Below are 19990 nucleotides of genomic sequence, written 5' to 3'. Positions count from 1 at the left end.
ACCTTTGCTATTACAAGCGTGAGCATAGGCAGAGGGTTCCACGGGCCGGCGAAGATTTCAGGAGCGTGGGAATACGTAAGCCGCGAAGACGTCGTCGCGCCGATCGAGGGCGCGCGATCACGCCACCTCGTCGGTGTGCACGTCGAAGCGGGCGAGGGGCGCGTAGCCGAAGTTGGTGGTGATCGCGACGTCGGTGGCGTCGCGCCCGCGCGCCATCACGATCCGCCCGATGCGCGGCGTGTTGTGGCGGGCGTCGAAGGTGTACCAGCACCCGCCCTGCGGCCCTTCGAGGTAGACCTCGAACCAGGCGGAGAAGTCCATCGGCGCCGGATCCTTCGGAACGCCGATGTCGCCGAGATAGCCGGTGCAGTAACGCGCCGGGATGTTCATGCAGCGGCAGAAGGTGACGGCCAGGTGCGCGAAGTCGCGGCACACGCCCTCGCGCTGCATGAAGCCGTCATGAGCGCTGCGGGTGGCGTCGGCGCGCATGTAGTCGAAGCGGATGCGCTCGTGGGTGTAGTCGACGATCGCCTGGACGCGCGCCCAACCTTCCGGCGTGCTGCCGAACAACGACCACGCGGTCTGCGAAAGCTTGTCGGTGTCGCAGTAGCGCGAGCCCAGCAGGTAGACGAGGACCTCGTCGGGCAGGTCCTGCACCGGGATCTGCCGCGCATCCGGCACGAACGCGTCGGGCTGCCCGGAATCCTGCACCGTGAAGTCGGCCGAGATCGTCAGCAGCCCGGGCGGCGCGACGATGCGATGGCAGATGTTGCCGAAGCCGTCCTCATACTGGTGGCAGGGGATCGGCGGATCGAAGGCGATCGCCTGCGGCGACAGCAGGTCCGGCAGCCGCGACGGGTGGACGCTGAGCATCAGGATCATCGGCATCGGCTGCGCCGAATCGAAGGCGATATCGAAACCGGTCCTGATCTTCATCGCGCCACCTGCCAACCTTCCTCAACGAAGCATACGTTCATGATGCCCGCACCGGCGTGTCGGTACCCCTATTGCGCGGGGGCGAGCTCCAGCGCCGGCTTCTCGGTCACGGCGACGTCGACGCGCATGCCGAGGTCGTCGCTCGCCAGACCGAAATACGACCCGTGCAACGGCACCGCCTGCCGCGGGTCGCGGGCGATGGCGACGCGGATCAGGTCGCGATTGCCGACGATGCCGTTGGTCGGGTCGAACTCGATCCAGCCGGCCCCGGGAAGATAGACGCCGACCCAGGCATGGGTCGAGCCGCCGCCGACGTGGCGGTCGCGGTCGTTGCGCGGATTGTAGAGGTAGCCGGAGACGAAGCGCGCCGCCATGCCGAGGGAGCGGACGCCCTCCATCATCAGCACCGCGAAGTCGCGGCACGATCCGCGCTTCAGGCGGAGCGTCGTCACCGGGTCCTGCACGCCCTTCTCGCTGCGGGCGAGGTAGGTGAAGTTGCGGCGGATGCCGCGGGTCATGTCGGCGAGCAGGTCCTGCGTCGGGATGCGGCCGTCGGCCGGGATGAAGCTGCGCGCCCAGGCGTCGACCACGTGGTGCGTGTCGGGCCATTGCCGCTCGATCGAGCGCGACAGGTCGGGCATGTCCTCGACGCCGTAGCCGAACGGGTAGTGGGTCGCGTGCGGCGCCAGCGGGAAGACCGGAGCGTGCTCGGGCGTATGGTCGAGGGTGATGCCGCAGGTGAAGCGCAGGGTGTCGCTGCGCGTGTCGAAGCTCGCGATCGCGACGCAGTTGCCGAACACGTCGAACATCCAGCGCACGCTGGCCGGCAGCGGGTCGATGTCGAGGGTCGCCTCGATCAGGCGCTGATCGTAGCTGTCCCGCGGGCGGAACATGATCCGGTGCTCGCCGAAGGAGACCGGGCGGCGGTAGCGGTACACGGTGACGTGCCGGACGGACAGGATCGGCAAGGACGTAACACTCCGCGGATGCGCCGGTGCGACGTCCGTGCTGCAAATTTCACGCCCACTTGCCCGTTTCGGTTCGGGACGGCGATCGAAGCGGCCGATGCCGCGTTCCATGCAGAGCTTCACGGTGCCGTCGACGCGAAGGGTGGCGCTCAGGGCCGGCGTCAGAGGATCGGCGGTGCCGGCTCGCCGACGGCCCGTTCCGCCTCCAGCAGCACGTCGAAGGCGCGCCACGGCTTCTGAATGAACACCGCCTCAGGCGGGATCTCGGGGCGGCCGACGCAGTGGCCCGACGTGATGACGAGCCGCGCCCGCGGCCACAGCGTCGCGACCGCATGGGCAAGCTGGAGGCCGTCCATCTCGCCGGCCAGACGCACGTCGGCGAAGACCAGGGCGACGTCGCCGCCCCGTGCCTGCAGCACCGCGAGCGCCGCTTCGGCGCTGTCGCAGCCGACGACCGAAAGCTCGGTCTCCTCGAGCAGCGCCTCGGCGAGGCCGCGAACCTGGGGATTGTCCTCGACGACGAGGGCGATCCGCTTGGCCCGCGGGGCAGGGGGCGCCGCAGGCTTCGCGACGTCGCCGTCGGATTCGGATTGCCGGACCTTGCGCACGAGCGCAGCCAGATGCTCCGGCACGCCCTCGGCGACGAGGCTGTCGTAGAACGACGCCAGCGTCTCCCCGATCCGGTCGAGGGGTATGTCGGGGCTCAGCGTGTCGATGGGCCGGTGTCGGAGCGGTTTGGTCAAGAACTTCCCCCGAAGTCTTCACGTCGCGGGCCGCGGATGCGGAGTCGCTTGAAGAAAGAAGTCGGGAAAGCGCAGTCAGTTGCGCCGGCTTCACGATTCAGGCGGCCGTTTGATCCTTGCGGACGGCCGATCCCCGAGGCGCCCGATACCTGGAGCGCCCGAGATACCCGGGGCGGCCGATCCTAGCGGGCGGCCGCGTCGGCGTCGGCGTAGGCCATCACGCCCGACACGGCGCGGACGTCGCGGTAGCGCGCGCCGCGGGCGCTCATCATCGCCTCGAACTTCTCGTGGACCTGCGCGACCGACAGGCTCGCGGCCTTGCGGCGGCGGTTGCGCTCGGAAGCGAAGAAGATCGAGCGGTTGGCCCGCGCCGGGCCCGGCAGCAGCTTGGCCGCGGCGGCGCCGGGCTTGTCGACGACCTGGGCGAGGAACGATTCGGCATCGTCCGGCCCGAGGAAGTGGGCGAGGTAGACCTCGCCCAGAGACAGCTCGCGCCCGATCCGCAGGGCGATGCGGGCGGCGTCGCGCTTCAGCATCTCGCCCGCCAGAAGCGCCGAGAGGTAGGGATCGCGGCGCAGCTCGAGGATCCGAGTGCGCTCGGCGGCGTCCGTCACCGTCGGCCGGTCGTTTGAATCGGCGACGATCAGCGCCGCCTCCTTCTCCATCCCGTACTTGGCGCCGAAGTCGCGCACGCAGCCGAGCCAGGTCCGCTCGATGAACTGGTAAAGGCCGGTGGCCGAGGAGGTCTTGGCCTGCACGGCGGTGATGAAGCTCGACTCCTTGTCGGCCACCGCCATCAGCAGCACCGGGTCGGTCTGCACGGCCTGGGCGGCGCGGACGATGGTCTGGACGATGTGGCGGCGGATCTTCATCGGCCCGAACTCGAGCACGTCGTTCGGGTCGCCGCCGGCGCTCTCCGAGAGCAGGAAGTCGTAGGAGACCCGGTCGACCGCGTTGGACCCGAGCTCGGTGTCGAGATCGTGGACCGCGGCGAAGGCCGAGGAGGCGCGCAGCACCACCGGCGGCTCGGCGACGACGGGCGGCAGCGCGCTCACCTGGATGCGGGGGCGCGGCATCGGGATCTCGGTGGCGGCCTGGGCCGAGGACACCGCATTCTCGAGGCCGATCTTGCCGAGCTCGACGCCCGAGCCGATCAGCAGCGCGCTCAGCGCGCCGGCGAACAGCGACATCGACAGGACGGAGCGGGCGAGCGCCGGACGGCTGCCGTGGCCGCGGCCGACCGGGGCGGAAAGGGTGATGCAGTCGGTGGCGCCCGCCCCGATGCGGCCCGTGGACGCCGATTTGGACGCGCCCTTGCCGACGGCGGCGGAGCCGGACGCGATGGCCTTGCGAAACGTTCCGACGGTGCGGCCCTGCATGTGCGTCCCAAAATCCCGGTTTCGCGCCGATGGCGGCGCCACCCCCCGATCTGGCTTGACAGATGTGGCGACAACACGGCCGAGGCTGGACCATTCCGGTCCTGCCGGCGGTTTCCGGGGGCCGGCCGGCCATCACCCGTACCTCCGGCGATGGTGAGGCGCGATGTGAGCCCGTGACTTGGCGCCCGTCCCTCCGTATGAGGGCGCATCCGCGACGAACGGCCCGGGACGGCCGGGCGTCGCCGCGCGAAAAAGCCCGGCCCAGCACAGAGTTATCCGATGAGCGGCGTCAACGAGATCCGGTCGGCCTTCCTCGACTACTTCGCGGGTGCGGGGCACACGATCGTGCCGTCGTCCTCGCTGGTGCCGAAGAACGACCCGACGCTGATGTTCACCAACGCCGGCATGGTGCAGTTCAAGAACGTCTTCACCGGCGTCGAGAAGCGGCCCTACGTGCGGGCGACGACGGCGCAGAAATGCGTCCGCGCCGGCGGCAAGCACAACGACCTCGACAACGTCGGCTACACCGCGCGCCACCACACCTTCTTCGAGATGCTCGGCAACTTCTCCTTCGGCGACTACTTCAAGCCGCAGGCGATCGAGCTGGCCTGGACCCTGATCACCAAGGAGTTCGGCCTCAAGCCGGACCGGCTCCTCGTCACGGTCTATGCCGACGACGACGAGGCGGCGACGCTCTGGAAGAAGATCGCCGGCTTTTCCGACGACAAGATCATCCGCATCGGCACCTCGGACAACTTCTGGCAGATGGGCGACACCGGCCCCTGCGGGCCGTGCTCGGAGATCTTCATCGACCAGGGCCCGGGGCTCGCCGGCGGCCCGCCCGGCTCGCCCGACGAGGACGGCGACCGCTTCCTCGAGTTCTGGAACCTCGTGTTCATGCAGTACGAGCAGGTCGAGCCGGGCAACCGGCTGGTCCTGCCGCGGCCGTCGATCGACACCGGCATGGGCCTGGAGCGCATGGCCGCGATCCTCCAGGGCGTGACCTCGAACTACGAGACCGACCTGTTCCGGTCGCTGATCGATGCCGTGTCGCACGCGGTCGGCCGCCCGCCCGAGCCCGCGAACGTCGCCTCTTACCGGGTGATCGCCGACCACCTGCGCGCCGGTTCCTTCCTGATCGCCGACGGCGTGCTGCCGGGCAACGAGGGCCGCGGCTACGTGCTGCGCCGCATCCTGCGCCGCGCCATGCGCCACCTCGAGCTGCTCGGCTCGCGCGAGCCGGCGATGTTCCGCCTCGTGCCGACGCTGGTGCGGGAGATGGGCCAGGCCTACCCCGAGCTGGTGCGGGCCGAGAGCCTGATCTCCGAGACCCTGCGCCTCGAGGAGACACGCTTCCGCCGCACCCTGGAGCGCGGCCTCGCGATCCTCGACGCCGAGACCCGCGACCTCGCCGCCGGCCAGAACCTCGCCGGCGAGACCGCCTTCACCCTCTACGACACCTACGGCTTCCCCCTCGACCTGACGCAGGACGCCCTGAAGGCCCGGGGCATCGGCGTCGACACGGAGGCGTTCGGACTCGCGATGCAGCGCCAGAAGCAGGCGGCGCGCGCGGCGTGGTCGGGCTCGGGCGAGGCCGCCACCGAGACGGTGTGGTTCTCGGTGCGCGACCGGACCGGCGCCACCGAGTTTCTGGGCTACGAGGCCGAGAGCGCCGAGGGCGTCGTGACGGCGCTGCTGCGCGACGGCGCCGAGGTCCAGGCCCTGCAGGCCGGCGAGAGCGGGCTGCTCATCGCCAACCAGACGCCGTTCTACGCCGAATCCGGCGGACAGGTCGGCGACACCGGCGCGCTCGCCGCGCCGGGGCTGAAGGCCCGCGTGACCAACACCGAGAAGAAGCTCGGCGACCTGTTCGTCCACCACGTCACCGTGGACGCGGGCACCATGAGCCTCGGCCAGGCCGTCGAGCTGAAGGTCGACCACGCCCGCCGGGCCGCGATCCGCGCCAACCATTCCGCCACCCATCTGCTGCACGAGGCCCTGCGGCAGGTGCTCGGCGACCACGTCGCGCAGAAGGGCTCGCTGGTCTCCCCCGAGCGCCTGCGCTTCGACATCAGCCACCCGAAGCCGATCGAGGCGGCCGAGCTCTCCCGCGTCGAGGACATCGCCAACGCGGTGCTGCTGCAGAACGTGCCGGTGGTGACCAAGCTGATGGCGGTGGACGAGGCAATCGAGTCCGGGGCGCGCGCGCTGTTCGGCGAGAAGTACGGCGACGAGGTCCGCGTCGTCTCCATGGGCCGGCCGGTGGACGATGCCGGCACGGAGATCGAGGGCGGCCGCCTGCCGAACTTCTCGATCGAGCTCTGCGGCGGCACGCACGCCGCGCGCACCGGCGACATCGGCACCATCACGATCCTCGCCGAGAGCGCGGTCGGCGCCGGGGTGCGCCGCATCGAGGCGATGACCGCCGACGCCGCCCGCCGCCACCGCGGCGAGGAGAGCCGCACCCTCGGGGCGCTGGCCTCCCAGCTCAAGGCGCCGGTGGCGGAGGTGTCCGACCGGCTCTCCGGGCTGCTGGAGGATCGCCGCCGGCTGGAGCGCGAGGTCTCGGACCTGCGCAAGAAGCTGGCGATGGGCGGCAGCGCCGGAGGCGGCGACGAGGCGACCGAGGTGGCCGGCGTCAAGCTGATGGCGCGGGCGATCGAGGGCGTCGAGATGCGCGACCTCAAGAGCCTGGCCGATGCCGGCAAGCAGAAGCTCGGCTCCGGCATCGTCGCCATCGTCGGCGTCGGCGCCGACGGCAAGGCCGGCCTCGTGGTCGGCGTCACCCCGGACCTCACCGAGCGCTACGACGCCGTCGCCCTGGTGCGGGCCGGCGCAGGCCATCTCGGCGGCAAGGGCGGCGGCGGCCGCCGCGACATGGCCCAGGCCGGCGGCCCGGAGGGCGCCGGCGCGAAGGCCGCCCTCGACGCGATCACCGCGGCGGTGGCGGCGGGCTGACGGCTCAGCCCACCCGCTTCCAGGTCTGGCGCTTGCAGAAGACGCTCATCACGCAGCCCGAGACCTCGATCGCGTTCGGGCCGGTCATCTTGAGCGAGCCGGAATAGGTCTTCCCGTCCTTCGGGTTGTAGAGGGTGCCGGAATAGCCGTCGCCCGACGGGCTCGTGGCGTTGACGATCTGGACGCCGACGACGCTGCGGGTGCGCAGGGCCGGGTCCGGGTTGTTGGCGTCGAGGCCCTTGCCCGCGGTGCTGACGATGGTGCCGCAGAAGCCGGCGCCGCACCGCGTCAGCCGCACCTTCGAGTCGCCGGTCTCTGTCAGCCAGATCCCGGCCGGGTCGGCGGCCTTTTGCGCCTGCGCGCCGCTGCCGACGAGGCAGGACGCGACGAGGCAGGCGGCGAAGAGGGTGGGAGCGAACACAGTTGCCGGTCTCATGCGGATCCTCCGAGCGTGCCGCCCGTCCGGGCGATCGGCCCGGCAATAGCCGTGCGCACCGAAGTCCCGCAAGACGCAGCGGCGGCCGCTAAGGTCCGCGCCCGAGCACGGCCCCGAGATAGGTCTCGGCGACCTCGCAGAACGGCAGGCCGGCCCCGGTCGCGAGCACCGCGTCGACCTCGAACAGCGGGTCGTCCGGACTCGGGGCGGGGGCGCCGGGATCGCGGAGCGGGCGGAGCGCGACGTTGCGGCGGGTCGGCGCGAGCGGGCGCACCACCCGGCCGAACGGCGCGTCGGTCTCGTCCAGGGCCGCGTTCATGGCGGGCGTCAGCCGGCCCGGCACGTACCAGTTGTCGGCCTCGGACAGGACGTGGACGCCGCAGGCGAGCCGGACGCGCCGGTAGCGGACCGGCTCGTCCGGCGCGAGGCCGAGACGCTTGCGTTGCGCCGCGTCGAGGGGCTTCTCGGCCCCCGGGACCCGGCGGGCGACGAGGTGCGGCTCGGCCGACAGGCCGCGCTCGGCGCACCACGCCTCCAGCACCGCGGTCGCGCTGTGGCCGGACAGGATGCGGGCCTGGAGGGCCTCGATCAGTCCCGTCGTCGCCTCGGGCGGCGGAACCGGTTCGGCCGAGACGGGACGCATCGAACCGAACATCGCCATCGCAAGCAGGAGGAGCGCCCGGACCGACGGAGGCGGGCTCGCGCTACGCCATAGGCATCGGCGGCCGAACCGTCCATGCGCCGCGTGCGCGCTGCCCGCCCGGCCCACCGCCCCGTCCCGCATCAGCGCACCGCTTCAGCTTGGCCGATCAACGTCGCGACGCGGCGCAGCGCCAGGCCGTAACCCTCGGTGCCGAGCCCGGCGATCACGCCGTCGGCGCGCAGCGAGACGTAGGAGTGGTGCCGGAAGGCCTCGCGCTTGTGCACGTTCGAGATGTGAACCTCGATCACCGGGCCGTCGAAGGCGTTGAGCGCGTCGAGCAGCGCCACCGAGGTATGGGTGAAGGCGGCCGGGTTGATGACGATGCCGGCGGCCTCGTCCCGCGCCGCGTGGATCCAGTCGATCAACGCGCCCTCGTGATTCGACTGCCGGAACTGCAGCGCGAGCCCGAGCTCGCCGGCGAGCGCCCGGCAGGCGGCCTCGACGTCGGCCAGGGTCTCGTGGCCGTAGATCTCCGGCTGGCGCCGGCCGAGGAGGTTCAGGTTCGGGCCGTTCAGCACGGTGACGAGACGGCTCATGACATCCTCCTTCGCGCGGCCCGCGCACGGACGCTCGACCCATGAACCGCCGCGGCCGCGGCATCAAGCGGGCCGACAGAGCGGCGGCGCTGTCTCCGCCCCGGGCTTTGCGCGCGGGCGCGGCGGTCTACATCCCGCGAGAATCGCGCGAGGACGCGGCCGAGCCACGGAGGGACCATGAGCCAGATCGAGACCAGCGCGCCCGTGGTGATCGCGGTGGCGATCACCGGCTCGGTGCCGCGCAAGGCGGACAACCCGGCGCTTCCCGTGACGGTGGCCGAGCAGATCGAGTCGACGCACCAGGCCTTCGAGGCGGGGGCGACGCTGGCCCACATCCACGTGCGCAACGACGACGAGACCCCGTCCTCCGATCCCGACCGCTTCGCCGCCGTGCAGGAGGGCCTGCGCAAGCATTGCCCCGGCCTCGTGGTGCAGTTCTCCACCGGCGGGCGCGGGCGCGACCCGGCGAGCCGGGGTCTCTCGCTGCAGCACCGGCCGGACATGGCCTCGCTCTCGACCGGTTCGGTCAACTTCCCGACCATCGTCTACGAGAATCCGGCCGCCCTCGTCACCGACCTCGCCACGCAGATGACGCGCTTCGGCGTGCGGCCGGAGATCGAGATCTTCGACCTGTCGCACCTCCACGGCGCCCGCCGCCTCGTCGAGGCCGGCCTGATCGACGCGCGGCCGCACGTGCAGTTCGTGATGGGCGTCCAGAACGCGATGCCGGCCGACGAGCACCTGCTCGACATCCTGCTGGCCGAGACCCGGCGCATCCTGCCCGGGGCGACCTGGACGGCAGCCGGGATCGGCCGCAACCAGGCGGTGGTGATGGAGTGGGCGCTGGCGCGCGGCGCCGATGCGGTGCGCACCGGGCTCGAGGACAACATCCGCATCGCCAAGGACCGGCTCGCCGCGAGCAACGCCGAGCTCGTCGGGCTCGCCGCCGAGGCGGTGCGCCGCCACGGCCGCCGGCCGGCGACACCGGCCGAGGCCCGCGCCGCCCTCGGGCTGGCGGCTTGAAATGGCTCACCAGCCTCTGAACCACATCCTCACCGGCCCGGAGGACGCACCGGTGGTGGCGTTCTCCAACTCGCTCGGGACGACGCTCGCCATGTGGGACGCGGTGGTGCCGCACCTGGCCGACCGTTACCGCATCTTGCGCTACGACACCCGCGGCCATGGCGGCTCGGCGACGCGGGACGCGCCGGCCGAGATCGACGATCTCGCCGGCGACCTGCTCGCGCTGCTCGACGGGCTCGGCATCGACCGCATCCACGCCGTCGGCCTGTCGCTCGGCGGCATGACGATGCAGGCGCTGGCGAGCGCCGCGCCCGACCGCGTGGCGAGCCTGACCCTGATGGCGACGGCCGCCCACATGCCGAGCGAAGCGAGCTGGAACGCGCGCGCCGCGACGGTGCGCGAGGCGGGACCGCAGGCGATCGTCGCGGCGACCCTCGGCCGCTGGTTCACGCCGGGCTTCTCCGAACGGCATCCGGAGGTGGTCGCGCCGATCCGCACGGCGTTCACGGCCTGCGACGCGGCCGGCTACGCGGTCTGCTGCGGCGCGATCGGGCGCATGGACCTGCGCCCACGCCTCTCGGCGATCACCGCCCCGACGCTGGTCGTCGCCGGCCGCGAGGATCCCGCGACGCCGCCTGCGATGGCCGAGGAGATCTGCCGGGGCATCCCCCAGGCGGAACTGGTGACGCTGCCGCACGCCGCCCACCTCCTCGCCGTCGAGCGGCCGGACGCGGCCGGCGCCTACCTCGCGCAGTTCCTCGACCGGCACCGGTAGGCGCCAGCCGAAAGCGGCGTCGCGGTGCGAGCTGCGGCGTCAGCGGACGATGGTGGCGGGCCGCGCCATCGCAGGTCTCCGGCCGATCCGGTTCGGCGGGCGCCGATCGCGCGCCGCGGCGAGGCCGAGCGCGGCCGCCATGCCCGCGGTGCTCCCGCCGAGGGGGATCGCCAGCAGCGCCATGAGGAGGCCGAACTTGGCCAGGAGCAGGATCGACAGTCCCGCGCCGAAGACCGCCGCCACCACGATCGCAACCATCACAGCCTCACACAACCAGTGATTGAAGATGTAAGGTCGCGATCGGCGGTTCGGTTCCGGCCTCCCTCGCGCGACGACCGTCGACGCGAGCCGTGAGGGTCGATGCGATCGGTCGACAATGGGCGCGCACGTCATCCGCGCGTGATGCAGTCACCAGCGTCGGCGAACCCGACGGCAGCCCGTAACGGCAGATTCTTCTGAAAACCGCGCCGTTCGACGGCAGATAGAAACCGTACCTGGTCTCGGTCGCAGACGTGGCGGCGGCCTGCCTATCGTACGAGATAACGGTACAAGATCGTATGGGGCAGCGATGGAAGATCGTCCATGCCGAACCCCTCTCGGACAACCGTATCCGCGTCTGAGAGGGAGAGTGGTGGAGCCTAACGGGATCGAACCGATGACCTCTTCCATGCCATGGAAGCGCTCTCCCAGCTGAGCTAAGGCCCCACTCTCGTCCACCGCGGCTCTGGAGGTCCGCGCTGGTGTCTCGCTGGCCCGGCGATGCCGTCCGGCGAGGGCGGTTCTATAGGCGGGCCTCGGATCGGACTCAACCCCCTTTTTGTGGAAAAGCGATCGGCGATCGTTCGCCGGCGACATTCGATGCATCCAGGGCGGCGGCGGACCGTCGGATCGGCGCCGCAGCTCGGATGACGGATCGCGGCGCGCGTGATAACCGACCGCCCCATGTTCCCGCGCGGCGCCACGCGTCGCACCGGCTTTTCGGCGCCTCAGCGCCTCCTCTGGCGATCCCGCGGCCCCGGCCCGGATCCCTCGCGAAGTTGACCGCCCGTGTCGCACGATTCCGAGCCGACCCCGCTTTCCGCCGCGCCCGGCGCGCCCCTGCGCGGACGGCTGCGGCCGCCGGGCGACAAGTCGATCTCGCACCGCGCGATGATCCTCGGCCTGCTCTCCATCGGCGAGACGCGGGTGGAGGGCCTGCTGGAGGGCGACGACGTGCTGCGCACCGCGGCCGCGGCCCGCGCGCTCGGCGCCTCCATGGAGCGCCTGGGGGAGGGACGCTGGGTGGTGCGCGGCGTCGGCATCGGCGGCCTGTCCGATCCGGCCGAGACCCTCGACTTCGGCAATGCCGGCACCGGCTCGCGGCTGATGATGGGCGTCGTCGGCGGCCAGCCGGTCACGGCGACCTTCGACGGCGACGCTTCCCTGCGCAGCCGGCCGATGCGCCGCATCCTCGATCCGCTCCGGCTGATGGGCACCCAGGTGCTCGCGGAGGCCGAGGGCGGCCGCGTGCCGCTGACGCTGCGTGGCCCGCGCGAGGCGATCCCGATCCGCTACGAGACGCCGGCCGCCTCGGCGCAGATCAAGTCCGCGGTGCTCCTCGCCGGCCTCAACGCCCCGGGCACCACCACGGTGATCGAGGCCGCGGCCACCCGCGACCACACCGAGCGGATGCTGCGCCTGTTCGGCGCCGAGGTCTCCGTCACCCCGCACGGGCCGGACGGCCACGGCCGCGCGGTCGCGCTCACCGGCCAGCCGACGCTGCGCGGCACCGAGGTGGTGGTGCCGGCCGACCCGTCGTCGGCCGCCTTCCCGCTGGTGGCGGCGCTGATCGTGCCGGGCTCCGAGATCACGATCGAGGGCGTGATGATGAATCCGCTGCGCACCGGGCTGATCACGACGCTGATCGAGATGGGCGCCGACATCGAGCGCCTGCGCGAGCGCGAGGAGGGCGGCGAGACCGTCGCCGATCTGCGCGTGCGCGCGAGCCACCTCAAGGGCGTCGACGTGCCGGCCGAGCGGGCGCCGGCGATGATCGACGAGTACCCGGTGCTCGCGGTCGCCGCCGCCTTCGCCCAGGGCACCACGCGGATGAACGGCCTGCACGAGTTGCGGGTCAAGGAATCGGATCGCCTCGCCGCGGTCGCCGCCGGGCTCAAGGCCAACGGCGTCGCCCACCTGATCGAGGGCGACGACCTCCTCGTCCACGGCGACGGCACCGCGCCGCCCGGGGGCGGCACGGTCGCGACCCATCTCGACCACCGCATCGCCATGGCGTTCCTCGTGATGGGGCTGGCCACCGCCGAGCCGGTCACCGTCGACGACGGCGCGATGATCGCCACGAGCTTCCCGAGCTTCCTGCCGACGATGCAGGCGCTCGGCGCCGGGATCGGGGAATAGGCCCGATGCCCGACAACCCGACAGCGATGGTCATCGCCATCGACGGCCCGGCCGCCTCCGGCAAGGGCACGCTCGCCCAGCGCCTCGCCCGGCACTACGGCCTGCCCCACCTCGACACCGGCCTGCTCTATCGCGGCGTCGCGCTGACTCTGCTCGACGCCGGCGCTTCCCTCGACGACGAGGCCGCCGCGGCGCGGGCGGCCGAGGGCCTGATCGCCGACCGCCTCGCCGACCCGCGCCTGCGCGACCGGGCGATGGGGGAGGCGGCCTCGCGCATCTCGGCGGTGCCGGCGGTGCGCGCGGCCCTGCTCGCGTGGCAGCAGCGCTTCGCCGGCACCAGCGCCGGCGCGGTGCTCGACGGGCGCGACATCGGCACGGTGGTGTGCCCGGACGCGCGCGTGAAGCTGTTCATCACCGCCGACGCCGCCGAGCGCGCCCGCCGCCGCCACCGCGAGCTCGAGAGCCGCGGCGAGACGACGACGCTGGCCGCCATCCTCGCCGACATCGAGGCGCGGGACGCCCGGGACGCGGCGCGGAGCACGGCGCCGCTCAGGGCGGCCGACGACGCGGTACGGCTCGACACCACCCATCTCGACGCCGACGAGGCCTTCGCCGCCGCCCGCGCGGTGGTCGACCGCGCCCGCGCGCAGTGACGATGACCGGGGCGGTGGTGGCGCTCGGCCAGCGTCGGTCCTAGCCGCCGGTCATCGGTGGGAAGAACGCGATCTCCCGCGCGCCCGCGATCGGTGCGTCGGGCTTGGCGTGGACCTTGTCGATCGCGGCGCGGACCACGCCGTCCTTCTCGAAGGCGTGGGCGTATTCCTCGCCCCGCCCCTTGAGCCAGCCGATCAGGTCGCCCACCGTCGCGACCTCCGCCGGCGGCGTCACGGTCTCCTCGGGGCGTCCGACGCGCTCGCGCACCCAGGCGAAATAGACGAGCTTCATGGTTCGGTTTCCTCGGGTCGCACCCGATGCACGAGGTCGCTTCTCCCTCTGCCGCAGCGGGCGAGGAAGCCTGGCGGGATCACCCTATCGCGGATCGTCGATCACGTGCTTGATGCCGGCGCGCATGTAGTCCCAGCCGGTCCACAGCGTCAGGGCGGCGGCGAGCCAGAGCAGGACGAGGCCGATCCGCTCGGTGCCGGGCAGGATCGTCTCGCCAGCCGGCCCCGCGACGAGGAAGCCCAGCGCCACGAGCTGCACCGTGGTCTTCCACTTGGCGACCTTGCTCACCGGCACGCCGACCTTCAGCTCGGCGAGGTACTCGCGCAGGCCCGAGACCAGCACCTCGCGGCACAGGATCACGATCGCCGCCCAGACGGAGGCGCCGACGATGGTGCGGTCGGCCACCAGCATCAGCAGGCAGGCGGCGACCAGCAGCTTGTCGGCGATCGGATCGAGCATCCGGCCGAGCGCCGAGCTCTGTGCGTAGGTGCGAGCGACGTAGCCGTCGAGGTAGTCGGTGATCGCGGCGAGCACGAACACCGCCAGCGCCGTGAAGCGCATGGTGATCGCGTCGGGCCAGAACAGCAGCGCGACCATCACCGGGACGGCGACGAGGCGGCCGTAGGTCAGGCAGTTCGCGAGCGTCCAGGCCTGCGACCGGCGTCGGGGGAGGACGGCGTTCATCGGGCCGGTGAAATCATGCGCCTGCCTGAGCGTCAACCGTTCCGATGCGTCGCCGATGCCGTCGCTCATGCGTCAGCCGCCCGCATGGAAGAAGTCGTAGACGGCGCGCGCGGTGGCGGCGTTCACGCCCGGTGTCTTGGCAAGGTCCTCGTAGGCCGCCCGCTCGATCGCCTTCACGGTGCCGAACTGGTGCAGAAGCGCGCGCTTGCGGCTCGGGCCGATGCCGGCGATCTCGTCGAGCGGGTTGCGCACCAGCTCGCGCTTGCGCTTGGCCCGGTGGGTGCCGATGGCGAAGCGGTGCGCCTCGTCGCGCAGGCGCTGCACGAAGTAGAGCGTCGGATCGCGCGGCGGCAGCTTGAACGCCGGCCGGCCGGGGATGAAGAAGGTCTCGCGGCCGGCGTCCCGGTCGCGCCCCTTGGCGATGCCGACCAGCGCCACGTCGGCGACGCCGATCTCCTCCAGCGCCTTGCGCGCGGCGTCGAGCTGGCCCTTGCCGCCGTCGATGAGCACGAGGTCGGGCCAGGCGGGGAACGCGTCGGCATCCTCGGGCGCCTCGGCCACCGGCTCCGCCGGACCGCCCTCGGTCGCGGCGAAGGCGGCTTCGGCGACGGTGCGCGGCGCCTCCTTGACCAGGCGCTTGAAGCGGCGCTGCAGCACCTCGCGCATCATCCCGTAATCGTCGCCGGGCGTCAGTTCCTCCGACTTGATGTTGAAGGTGCGGTAGTGCGTCTTCATGAAGCCGGACGGGCCGGCGACGACCATGCCGCCGACCGCGTTGGTGCCCATGATGTGGGAGTTGTCGTAGACCTCGATCCGCCGCGGCGTCTTCTCGAGGGCGAAGGCCTGGCCCAGCGCCACCAGCAGCTTGCCCTGCGACGCGGTGTCGGCGAGCCGGCGGCCGAGCGCCTCCTTGGCGTTGCGCTGGGCGTAGTCGACGAGCGCCTTGCGCTCGCCGCGCTGGGGCTGGTGCAGCTCGACCCGGTAGGCGACCTGGCTGGAGAGCGCGGCGGCGACCAGCTCCGCATCCTCGACCGCGTGGCTCGTCAGCACGAGGCGCGGCGCCGGCATCGTGTCGTAGAACTGGCCGATGAACGAGCCCAGCACCTCGTCCGGGGTCATCGAGCGGTCGGCCTTGGGGAAGTAGGCGCGGTTGCCCCAGTTCTGGAAGTTGCGGAAGAAGAACACCTCGATGCAGAACTGCCCGGCCTGCTCGTCGAGGGCGAACACGTCGGCCTCCTCGACCCCTTGCGTGTTGACGCCCTGCACGCCCTGGATCGCCGAGAGCGCGCTGATCCGGTCGCGGAAGCGGGCCGCACGCTCGAACTCCATCGCGTCGGAGGCCGCCTGCATCTCGGTGCGCATCCGGTCCTTCACCGCATTGGACTTCCCGGCGAGGAAGTTCTTGGCCGAGTCGGCCATGCCGGCGTAATCCTCCAGCGCGATCTCGCCGGTGCAGGGGCCGGAGCAGCGCTTGATCTGGAACAGCAGGCAGGGCCGGGTGCGGTTCTCGTAGTAGCTGTCGGTGCAGGTGCGCAGCAGGAAGGCCCGCTGCAGGGCGTTCACGGTGCGGTTCACCGCCCAGACGCTGGCGAAGGGGCCGTAATAGCTGCCCTTGCGGCGGCGGGCGCCACGATGCTTGACGATCTGCGGTGCCGGGCCGTCGGCGGTGACGAGGATATAAGGGAACGACTTGTCGTCCCGCATCAGCACGTTGAAGCGCGGCTTCAGCTGCTTGATCAGGTTCGCCTCGAGCAGCAGCGCCTCGGTCTCCGTGGCGGTGGTGACGAACTCCATCGCCGCCGTCTGCGAGATCATCCGCGCGATGCGGTTGGAATGCGCCTGCCCGCGGGCGTAGGAGCCGACCCGGGCCTTCAGGTTCTTCGCCTTGCCGACGTAGAGCACGTCGCCCTTGGCATCGAACATCCGGTAGACGCCGGGCCCGGAGGGCAGCGTCGTCCAGAACCGGCGGATCACCTCCGTGCCGGCCTCGACGGCGCCGGGCTCGAAATCGAAGTCGATCTCGGGCGCCTCGTCGGCCTGCGCCGGCTCGGCCTCGTCCCGCTCCTCGTCGAAAGCCTCGTCGTCGAAGGCCTCCTGGGGCAGATCCTCGGTGGCGCGACCTGACGGGACTCTCCGGCTCATCGCCGTGATCTAAGCCCGCGAAACTGGCGAGGGAAGGGGCGCGATGCGCAAAGGCGTGCCGGCGGACCTCGGCCCTCAGCCGAACAGCGCGTCGATGTCCGACTGGTCGACGTGGCCCGGATCCTCGTCGAGCTTCGGGCCGTTCAGGAGCGAGCGCTCGTCGTCCGGATCGACGACGGCGGCGGGGCCGGCGGAGAACACGTCGCGGAACCCGTCGAGGCCGCTCCAGGCGGCGATCATGCGGTCGAGGTGGGATTCGACGAAGCTCAGGACGTTGACGATCTTGCTGATGCGCTGGCCGGTCAGGTCCTGGAAATTGCAGGCCTCGTAGGCGACGATGACGCGGTCGAGGATGACGTCGACCTTGTCCTGGCCGCCCTTGCCGAGGTTGCCGGCCCGCAGGATGTTGGCGCTCGCCTCGATCTCCTCCAGCGCGGTGAGCAGCGTCGACGTCGCGCGCTCGGTCGACCCGACCACGGCGCCCAGCTCGTCGGCGGCGCGGCGCATGCCCTTGCCGTTGGACTCGGAGTGATACAGAGCCGCGATCTCGTCGCGGGTGTTGGTGATCGCCGCCTTCATCACGTCGAGCTCGGAGCGCATCGCCAAGGCTTCGGACAGCTCGCGGCGGCACGCCTCGATGGTCTCGCCGGCGCTCGACTGGGTGATGCGGCGCAGGTCCTGGATCGCCGAGAGGATCTCGTCGAGGCGCGCCCCGCCCTCCACGGGCCCGGCACTGGACATCGTCGTCCCCGCCGCGGGCGGGAGGCCGAGGCTGTCCTCGATGCGGTAGCGCTTGTGAGTCATCGGTTCGAACCGGCCGTCTTGGAAACCCGGATCCGATCTAGGACCAGGAACGGTTGCAGTTTGCTGAAGATCGAAAGCATTCGTTCGGATTTACAGTCGATTCACGTTGCTTCGTGACGACCGGGGCAGCGAAGCCCGTCCGCGACCGATTCACCACGTTCCTTCATCGAATGTCGCGCGTCCCGGTCCGACCCTCTCAACCATGACGGCCGGCATCGAGCCCGGCCGTGGTGCGGGAGTGCGGCGATGCGGACGAGTTGGTGCGTGGGGGCGGCGCTTGCAGCATCCGTCTGGTCGGGGGCGGTCCAGGCGCAGGCGCGCTATGCTGAGCCCGACGGATACGGCGGCGGCCTGATCGAATACCTTGTCACCGGCGGCGTCGCCCCACGCGGCGGTGCCCGCCCCGTTGCGGTGGCCCGGCCGGGTTACGCAGGCGCGTCGGCACAATCCGGCGATCCGATCGAACCCTATGGCGTCGCATCGCGAGCCTACGCGGCGCTGCCTCAGGGCCTGCCCGCCCAGGCCGACCCACCTGCCGAGAGCGACCGCATCGCCCGCGCGCCGGATCCGCGCTACGCCCGGCAGGAGGTCGCGTTCTCTGGTCCCCAGCGCCCGGGCACGATCGTGATCGATACGCCGTCGAAGTATCTCTACCTCGTCCAACCCGGCGGCCGGGCGATGCGCTACGGCATCGGCGTCGGGCGGCCGGGCTTCGCCTGGTCGGGTCTCAAAACCGTCAGCCGCAAGGCCGAGTGGCCGGGCTGGACGCCGCCGCCGGAGATGCTGGCGCGCCGGCCGGACCTGCCGCGCCACATGGAAGGCGGCCCCAGCAATCCGCTCGGTGCGCGGGCACTCTATCTCGGCTCGTCGCTCTATCGCATCCACGGCACCAACGAGCCGCACACGATCGGCCAGAACGTGTCGTCCGGCTGCATTCGGATGATGAACGACGACGTGGTCGACCTCTACGAACGCGTGCCGGTGGGGACGCGGGTCGAGGTGATGTGACCGCGGGATCGAACGCAGGAAGGCTCGGATCGCCGAGAGGAGCGACCCGAGCCTTCGACGTCGTCAGACGCATGTCATCCGGCCCGATCCGAGCGGGCCGCGCCCGGATCGGGCCGCGCGATCAGGCCCAGTCGCTGTCGTCGCCGCCACCCAGATCGCCGGCGAAGTCGTCGTTGCCGCCGTCGAAGGCGGTGTCGCTCCCGCCGCCGAGCGGCGCACCGAAATCCTGGGTGCCGCCGGCGTCCGAGCCGAAGTAGTTGTTCTCGACCGTCGTGCCGCCGCCGAGGCCGGCCGCCGCGGCGCTGCCGAGGCTCGAATGGCCGCCGGCGAAGGCGTTCGAGAGGGCGCTGCCGAGCAGCATGCCGCCGGCCGCGCCGGCCGCCATCGGCAAGGCCGTGGCCATGAAGCCGCCGCCGCGAGCCGGCGCCTGCTGCTGGCCGCCCCACGGGCCGCCCTGCTGCGGACCGCCCTGCGGATACCCCTGTTGCGGGTAGCCCTGCTGCGGATACCCTTGCTGCGGGTAACCCTGCGGCGCGCCGCCCTGGTTGCCCCAGGCGCCGCCCGCCCGCTGCTGCGGCTGCGGATCCTGGCGCTGCGAACCGCCGCCGAAGATGCTCGACAGGAACCCGCCGCCACCCGAGGATTGCGGCTGCGCCTGTTGCTGGCGGGCCTGCTCGAGCTGCTGGTTGAGGCTCTTGATCGCCTCTTCCTGCACGTAGATCAGCTGCGCCATCGCGTAGGGCGCATAGGGCTGGGCCCTGAGCTTGTCGGCAATGAAGCGCTCGGCATCCGCGTCGCGGGGCTGGCTGGACGCCTGCTCGAGCCGCTGGAAGATGCCGGAGATGACGTCGCGTTCTTCGCTGTTCATGGAGTCGTCCTCCTCGAATCGAACCCGCGGCATCGTGCGCCGCATGGACCGGTTCCAAGATGGGGAGCACGCCCGAGGTTTGTCAGGGGCGGCGAAGAAATCTTCGCCGTAGGACGATGCGATCCGACGACGAAAAAAGCCCGGCCTTTCGGCCGGGCTTCTCGGGTCGGGTCGAACCGCGGCTCTGGGCGAGCCGCGGCGGATCCGGCAGGTCCTAGTACGAGCCGAACTTGTAGTTCAGGCCGGCGCGCACGACAGCGAACTCGGTGCTGTTGTTGCGGTTCAGGCCGCTCTGCACGACGGTCACGCCCGGCGAGGTCAGGGTCACGGTGCCGGTCGAGTTGGAGGCGAAGGCGCCGTTGTTGCGGCCGCCCTGGTCGAGGTTCACGTACAGGCCTTCGACCTTCAGCGTCACGGCCGAGGAGCGGAAGAAGTTCAGGAACGAGTCGGTCGGCAGGGCGTACTCGACGCCGGCGCCGGCGGCCCAGCCGGTCTGGAAGTCGTTGCGGGACACGCCCGAACCGAAGTCACGGCCGCCGCCGCTGCCGTAGGCGAAGCCGCCGGTGCCGTACACGAGGGTGCGGTCGAAGGCGTAGCCGAGGCGACCGCGCACGGTGCCGAAGTAGTCGAGGCTGGAGAGGCCCGACGGGTTGTAGATCAGGTTGCCGGGCAGGATGCCGCCGCC

The 19990-nt window shown here is 71.4% G+C and carries 20 protein-coding genes and 1 tRNA gene; 6 read left to right on the top strand and 15 right to left on the bottom strand.

From position 1 onward, the window contains the following. Window positions 1-117: 117 nt before the first annotated feature. The 4 genes from MKK70_RS03570 to MKK70_RS03555 form a co-directional block, all read right to left on the bottom strand. Entirely contained in the window at window positions 118-936 is an 819-nt protein-coding gene (locus tag MKK70_RS03570; protein WP_147726835.1) for a transglutaminase-like domain-containing protein, read from the bottom strand. Window positions 937-1004: 68 nt separating this feature from the next. Beyond that, window positions 1005-1904 carry a transglutaminase family protein gene (locus MKK70_RS03565; protein ID WP_243945853.1) on the bottom strand — a complete coding sequence of 300 codons (900 nt, stop codon included), beginning with the start codon at window positions 1902-1904 and terminating at the stop codon, window positions 1005-1007. Between the two features lie 161 nt (window positions 1905-2065). Next, window positions 2066-2599 (bottom strand): response regulator, encoded by a 534-nt coding sequence (locus MKK70_RS03560; RefSeq protein WP_243945879.1) that lies wholly within the window; start codon window positions 2597-2599, stop codon window positions 2066-2068. A 230-nt stretch (window positions 2600-2829) separates the two neighbouring features. Further along, the gene (locus MKK70_RS03555) at window positions 2830-4026 is read right to left on the bottom strand and encodes a transglycosylase SLT domain-containing protein (RefSeq protein ID WP_243945851.1); all 1197 of its coding nucleotides are present in this window, start codon (window positions 4024-4026) and stop codon (window positions 2830-2832) included. Window positions 4027-4305: 279 nt separating this feature from the next. Here MKK70_RS03555 and alaS point away from each other — a divergent pair, with 279 nt between their 5' ends. Continuing rightward, complete coding sequence (gene alaS / locus MKK70_RS03550) at window positions 4306-6984, top strand: alanine--tRNA ligase (RefSeq protein WP_243945850.1); 2679 nt, start codon at window positions 4306-4308, stop codon at window positions 6982-6984. Between the two features lie 4 nt (window positions 6985-6988). Here alaS and MKK70_RS03545 read toward each other — a convergent pair whose 3' ends face one another. The 3 genes from MKK70_RS03545 to aroQ all read right to left on the bottom strand — a co-directional run bounded on the left by MKK70_RS03545 (window position 6989) and on the right by aroQ (window position 8659). Beyond that, the gene (locus tag MKK70_RS03545; RefSeq protein WP_147726843.1) at window positions 6989-7420 is read right to left on the bottom strand and encodes a DUF2147 domain-containing protein; all 432 of its coding nucleotides are present in this window, start codon (window positions 7418-7420) and stop codon (window positions 6989-6991) included. 88 nt (window positions 7421-7508) lie between these two features. Further along, window positions 7509-8063: a hypothetical protein gene (locus tag MKK70_RS03540; RefSeq protein ID WP_243945848.1), complete on the bottom strand. Its 555-nt coding sequence runs from the start codon at window positions 8061-8063 to the stop codon at window positions 7509-7511. 140 nt (window positions 8064-8203) lie between these two features. Further along, window positions 8204-8659 carry a type II 3-dehydroquinate dehydratase gene (gene aroQ / locus MKK70_RS03535; RefSeq protein WP_147726847.1) on the bottom strand — a complete coding sequence of 152 codons (456 nt, stop codon included), beginning with the start codon at window positions 8657-8659 and terminating at the stop codon, window positions 8204-8206. A 177-nt stretch (window positions 8660-8836) separates the two neighbouring features. Between aroQ and MKK70_RS03530 the strand changes: the two genes are divergently transcribed. After that, window positions 8837-9682: a 3-keto-5-aminohexanoate cleavage protein gene (locus MKK70_RS03530; protein WP_147859419.1), complete on the top strand. Its 846-nt coding sequence runs from the start codon at window positions 8837-8839 to the stop codon at window positions 9680-9682. Between the two features lies 1 nt (window position 9683). Further along, a complete protein-coding gene (pcaD, locus tag MKK70_RS03525; RefSeq protein ID WP_243945846.1) occupies window positions 9684-10457 on the top strand; it encodes a 3-oxoadipate enol-lactonase in 774 nt (257 codons plus the stop codon). A gap of 39 nt (window positions 10458-10496) precedes the next feature. On the opposite strand, the gene MKK70_RS03520 is transcribed toward pcaD, so the two are convergent. Both MKK70_RS03520 and MKK70_RS03515 read right to left on the bottom strand, forming a co-directional pair. Then, the gene (locus MKK70_RS03520; protein WP_243945844.1) at window positions 10497-10715 is read right to left on the bottom strand and encodes a hypothetical protein; all 219 of its coding nucleotides are present in this window, start codon (window positions 10713-10715) and stop codon (window positions 10497-10499) included. A gap of 371 nt (window positions 10716-11086) precedes the next feature. Continuing rightward, window positions 11087-11162: transfer RNA gene (locus MKK70_RS03515), tRNA-Ala, on the bottom strand. A 342-nt stretch (window positions 11163-11504) separates the two neighbouring features. On the opposite strand from MKK70_RS03515, the gene aroA reads away from it, so the two are divergent. Next, window positions 11505-12854: a 3-phosphoshikimate 1-carboxyvinyltransferase gene (gene aroA / locus MKK70_RS03510; protein ID WP_243945842.1), complete on the top strand. Its 1350-nt coding sequence runs from the start codon at window positions 11505-11507 to the stop codon at window positions 12852-12854. A 5-nt stretch (window positions 12855-12859) separates the two neighbouring features. Further along, on the top strand, window positions 12860-13507 hold the full coding sequence (gene cmk, locus MKK70_RS03505; protein ID WP_147859422.1) for a (d)CMP kinase: 648 nt from the start codon (window positions 12860-12862) through the stop codon (window positions 13505-13507). Between the two features lie 40 nt (window positions 13508-13547). On the opposite strand, the gene moaD is transcribed toward cmk, so the two are convergent. The 4 genes from moaD to MKK70_RS03485 all read right to left on the bottom strand — a co-directional run bounded on the left by moaD (window position 13548) and on the right by MKK70_RS03485 (window position 17429). Then, complete coding sequence (moaD, locus tag MKK70_RS03500; RefSeq protein ID WP_147728238.1) at window positions 13548-13799, bottom strand: molybdopterin converting factor subunit 1; 252 nt, start codon at window positions 13797-13799, stop codon at window positions 13548-13550. 84 nt (window positions 13800-13883) lie between these two features. Further along, entirely contained in the window at window positions 13884-14483 is a 600-nt protein-coding gene (pgsA, locus tag MKK70_RS03495; protein ID WP_147844136.1) for a CDP-diacylglycerol--glycerol-3-phosphate 3-phosphatidyltransferase, read from the bottom strand. Window positions 14484-14555: 72 nt separating this feature from the next. Next, the gene (gene uvrC, locus MKK70_RS03490; protein ID WP_147728239.1) at window positions 14556-16625 is read right to left on the bottom strand and encodes an excinuclease ABC subunit UvrC; all 2070 of its coding nucleotides are present in this window, start codon (window positions 16623-16625) and stop codon (window positions 14556-14558) included. Window positions 16626-16700: 75 nt separating this feature from the next. Next, complete coding sequence (locus MKK70_RS03485; RefSeq protein ID WP_147844133.1) at window positions 16701-17429, bottom strand: chemotaxis protein; 729 nt, start codon at window positions 17427-17429, stop codon at window positions 16701-16703. Window positions 17430-17675: 246 nt separating this feature from the next. Between MKK70_RS03485 and MKK70_RS03480 the strand changes: the two genes are divergently transcribed. Then, window positions 17676-18437 carry a L,D-transpeptidase gene (locus tag MKK70_RS03480; RefSeq protein WP_243945840.1) on the top strand — a complete coding sequence of 254 codons (762 nt, stop codon included), beginning with the start codon at window positions 17676-17678 and terminating at the stop codon, window positions 18435-18437. Window positions 18438-18558: 121 nt separating this feature from the next. Here MKK70_RS03480 and MKK70_RS03475 read toward each other — a convergent pair whose 3' ends face one another. Continuing rightward, window positions 18559-19305, bottom strand: a complete 747-nt coding sequence (locus MKK70_RS03475; protein WP_147728242.1) for a DUF2076 domain-containing protein — start codon at window positions 19303-19305, stop codon at window positions 18559-18561. Between the two features lie 214 nt (window positions 19306-19519). Further along, the coding region (locus MKK70_RS03470; protein WP_243945838.1) for an outer membrane protein at window positions 19520-19990 on the bottom strand (471 nt) is incomplete at its 5' end.

This window comes from Methylobacterium sp. E-041, from assembly GCF_022829665.1.
Lineage (GTDB): Bacteria > Pseudomonadota > Alphaproteobacteria > Rhizobiales > Beijerinckiaceae > Methylobacterium.
Note: the sequence above shows the minus strand (reverse complement) of the source record. Positions and strands in the feature narration are given on the sequence as shown.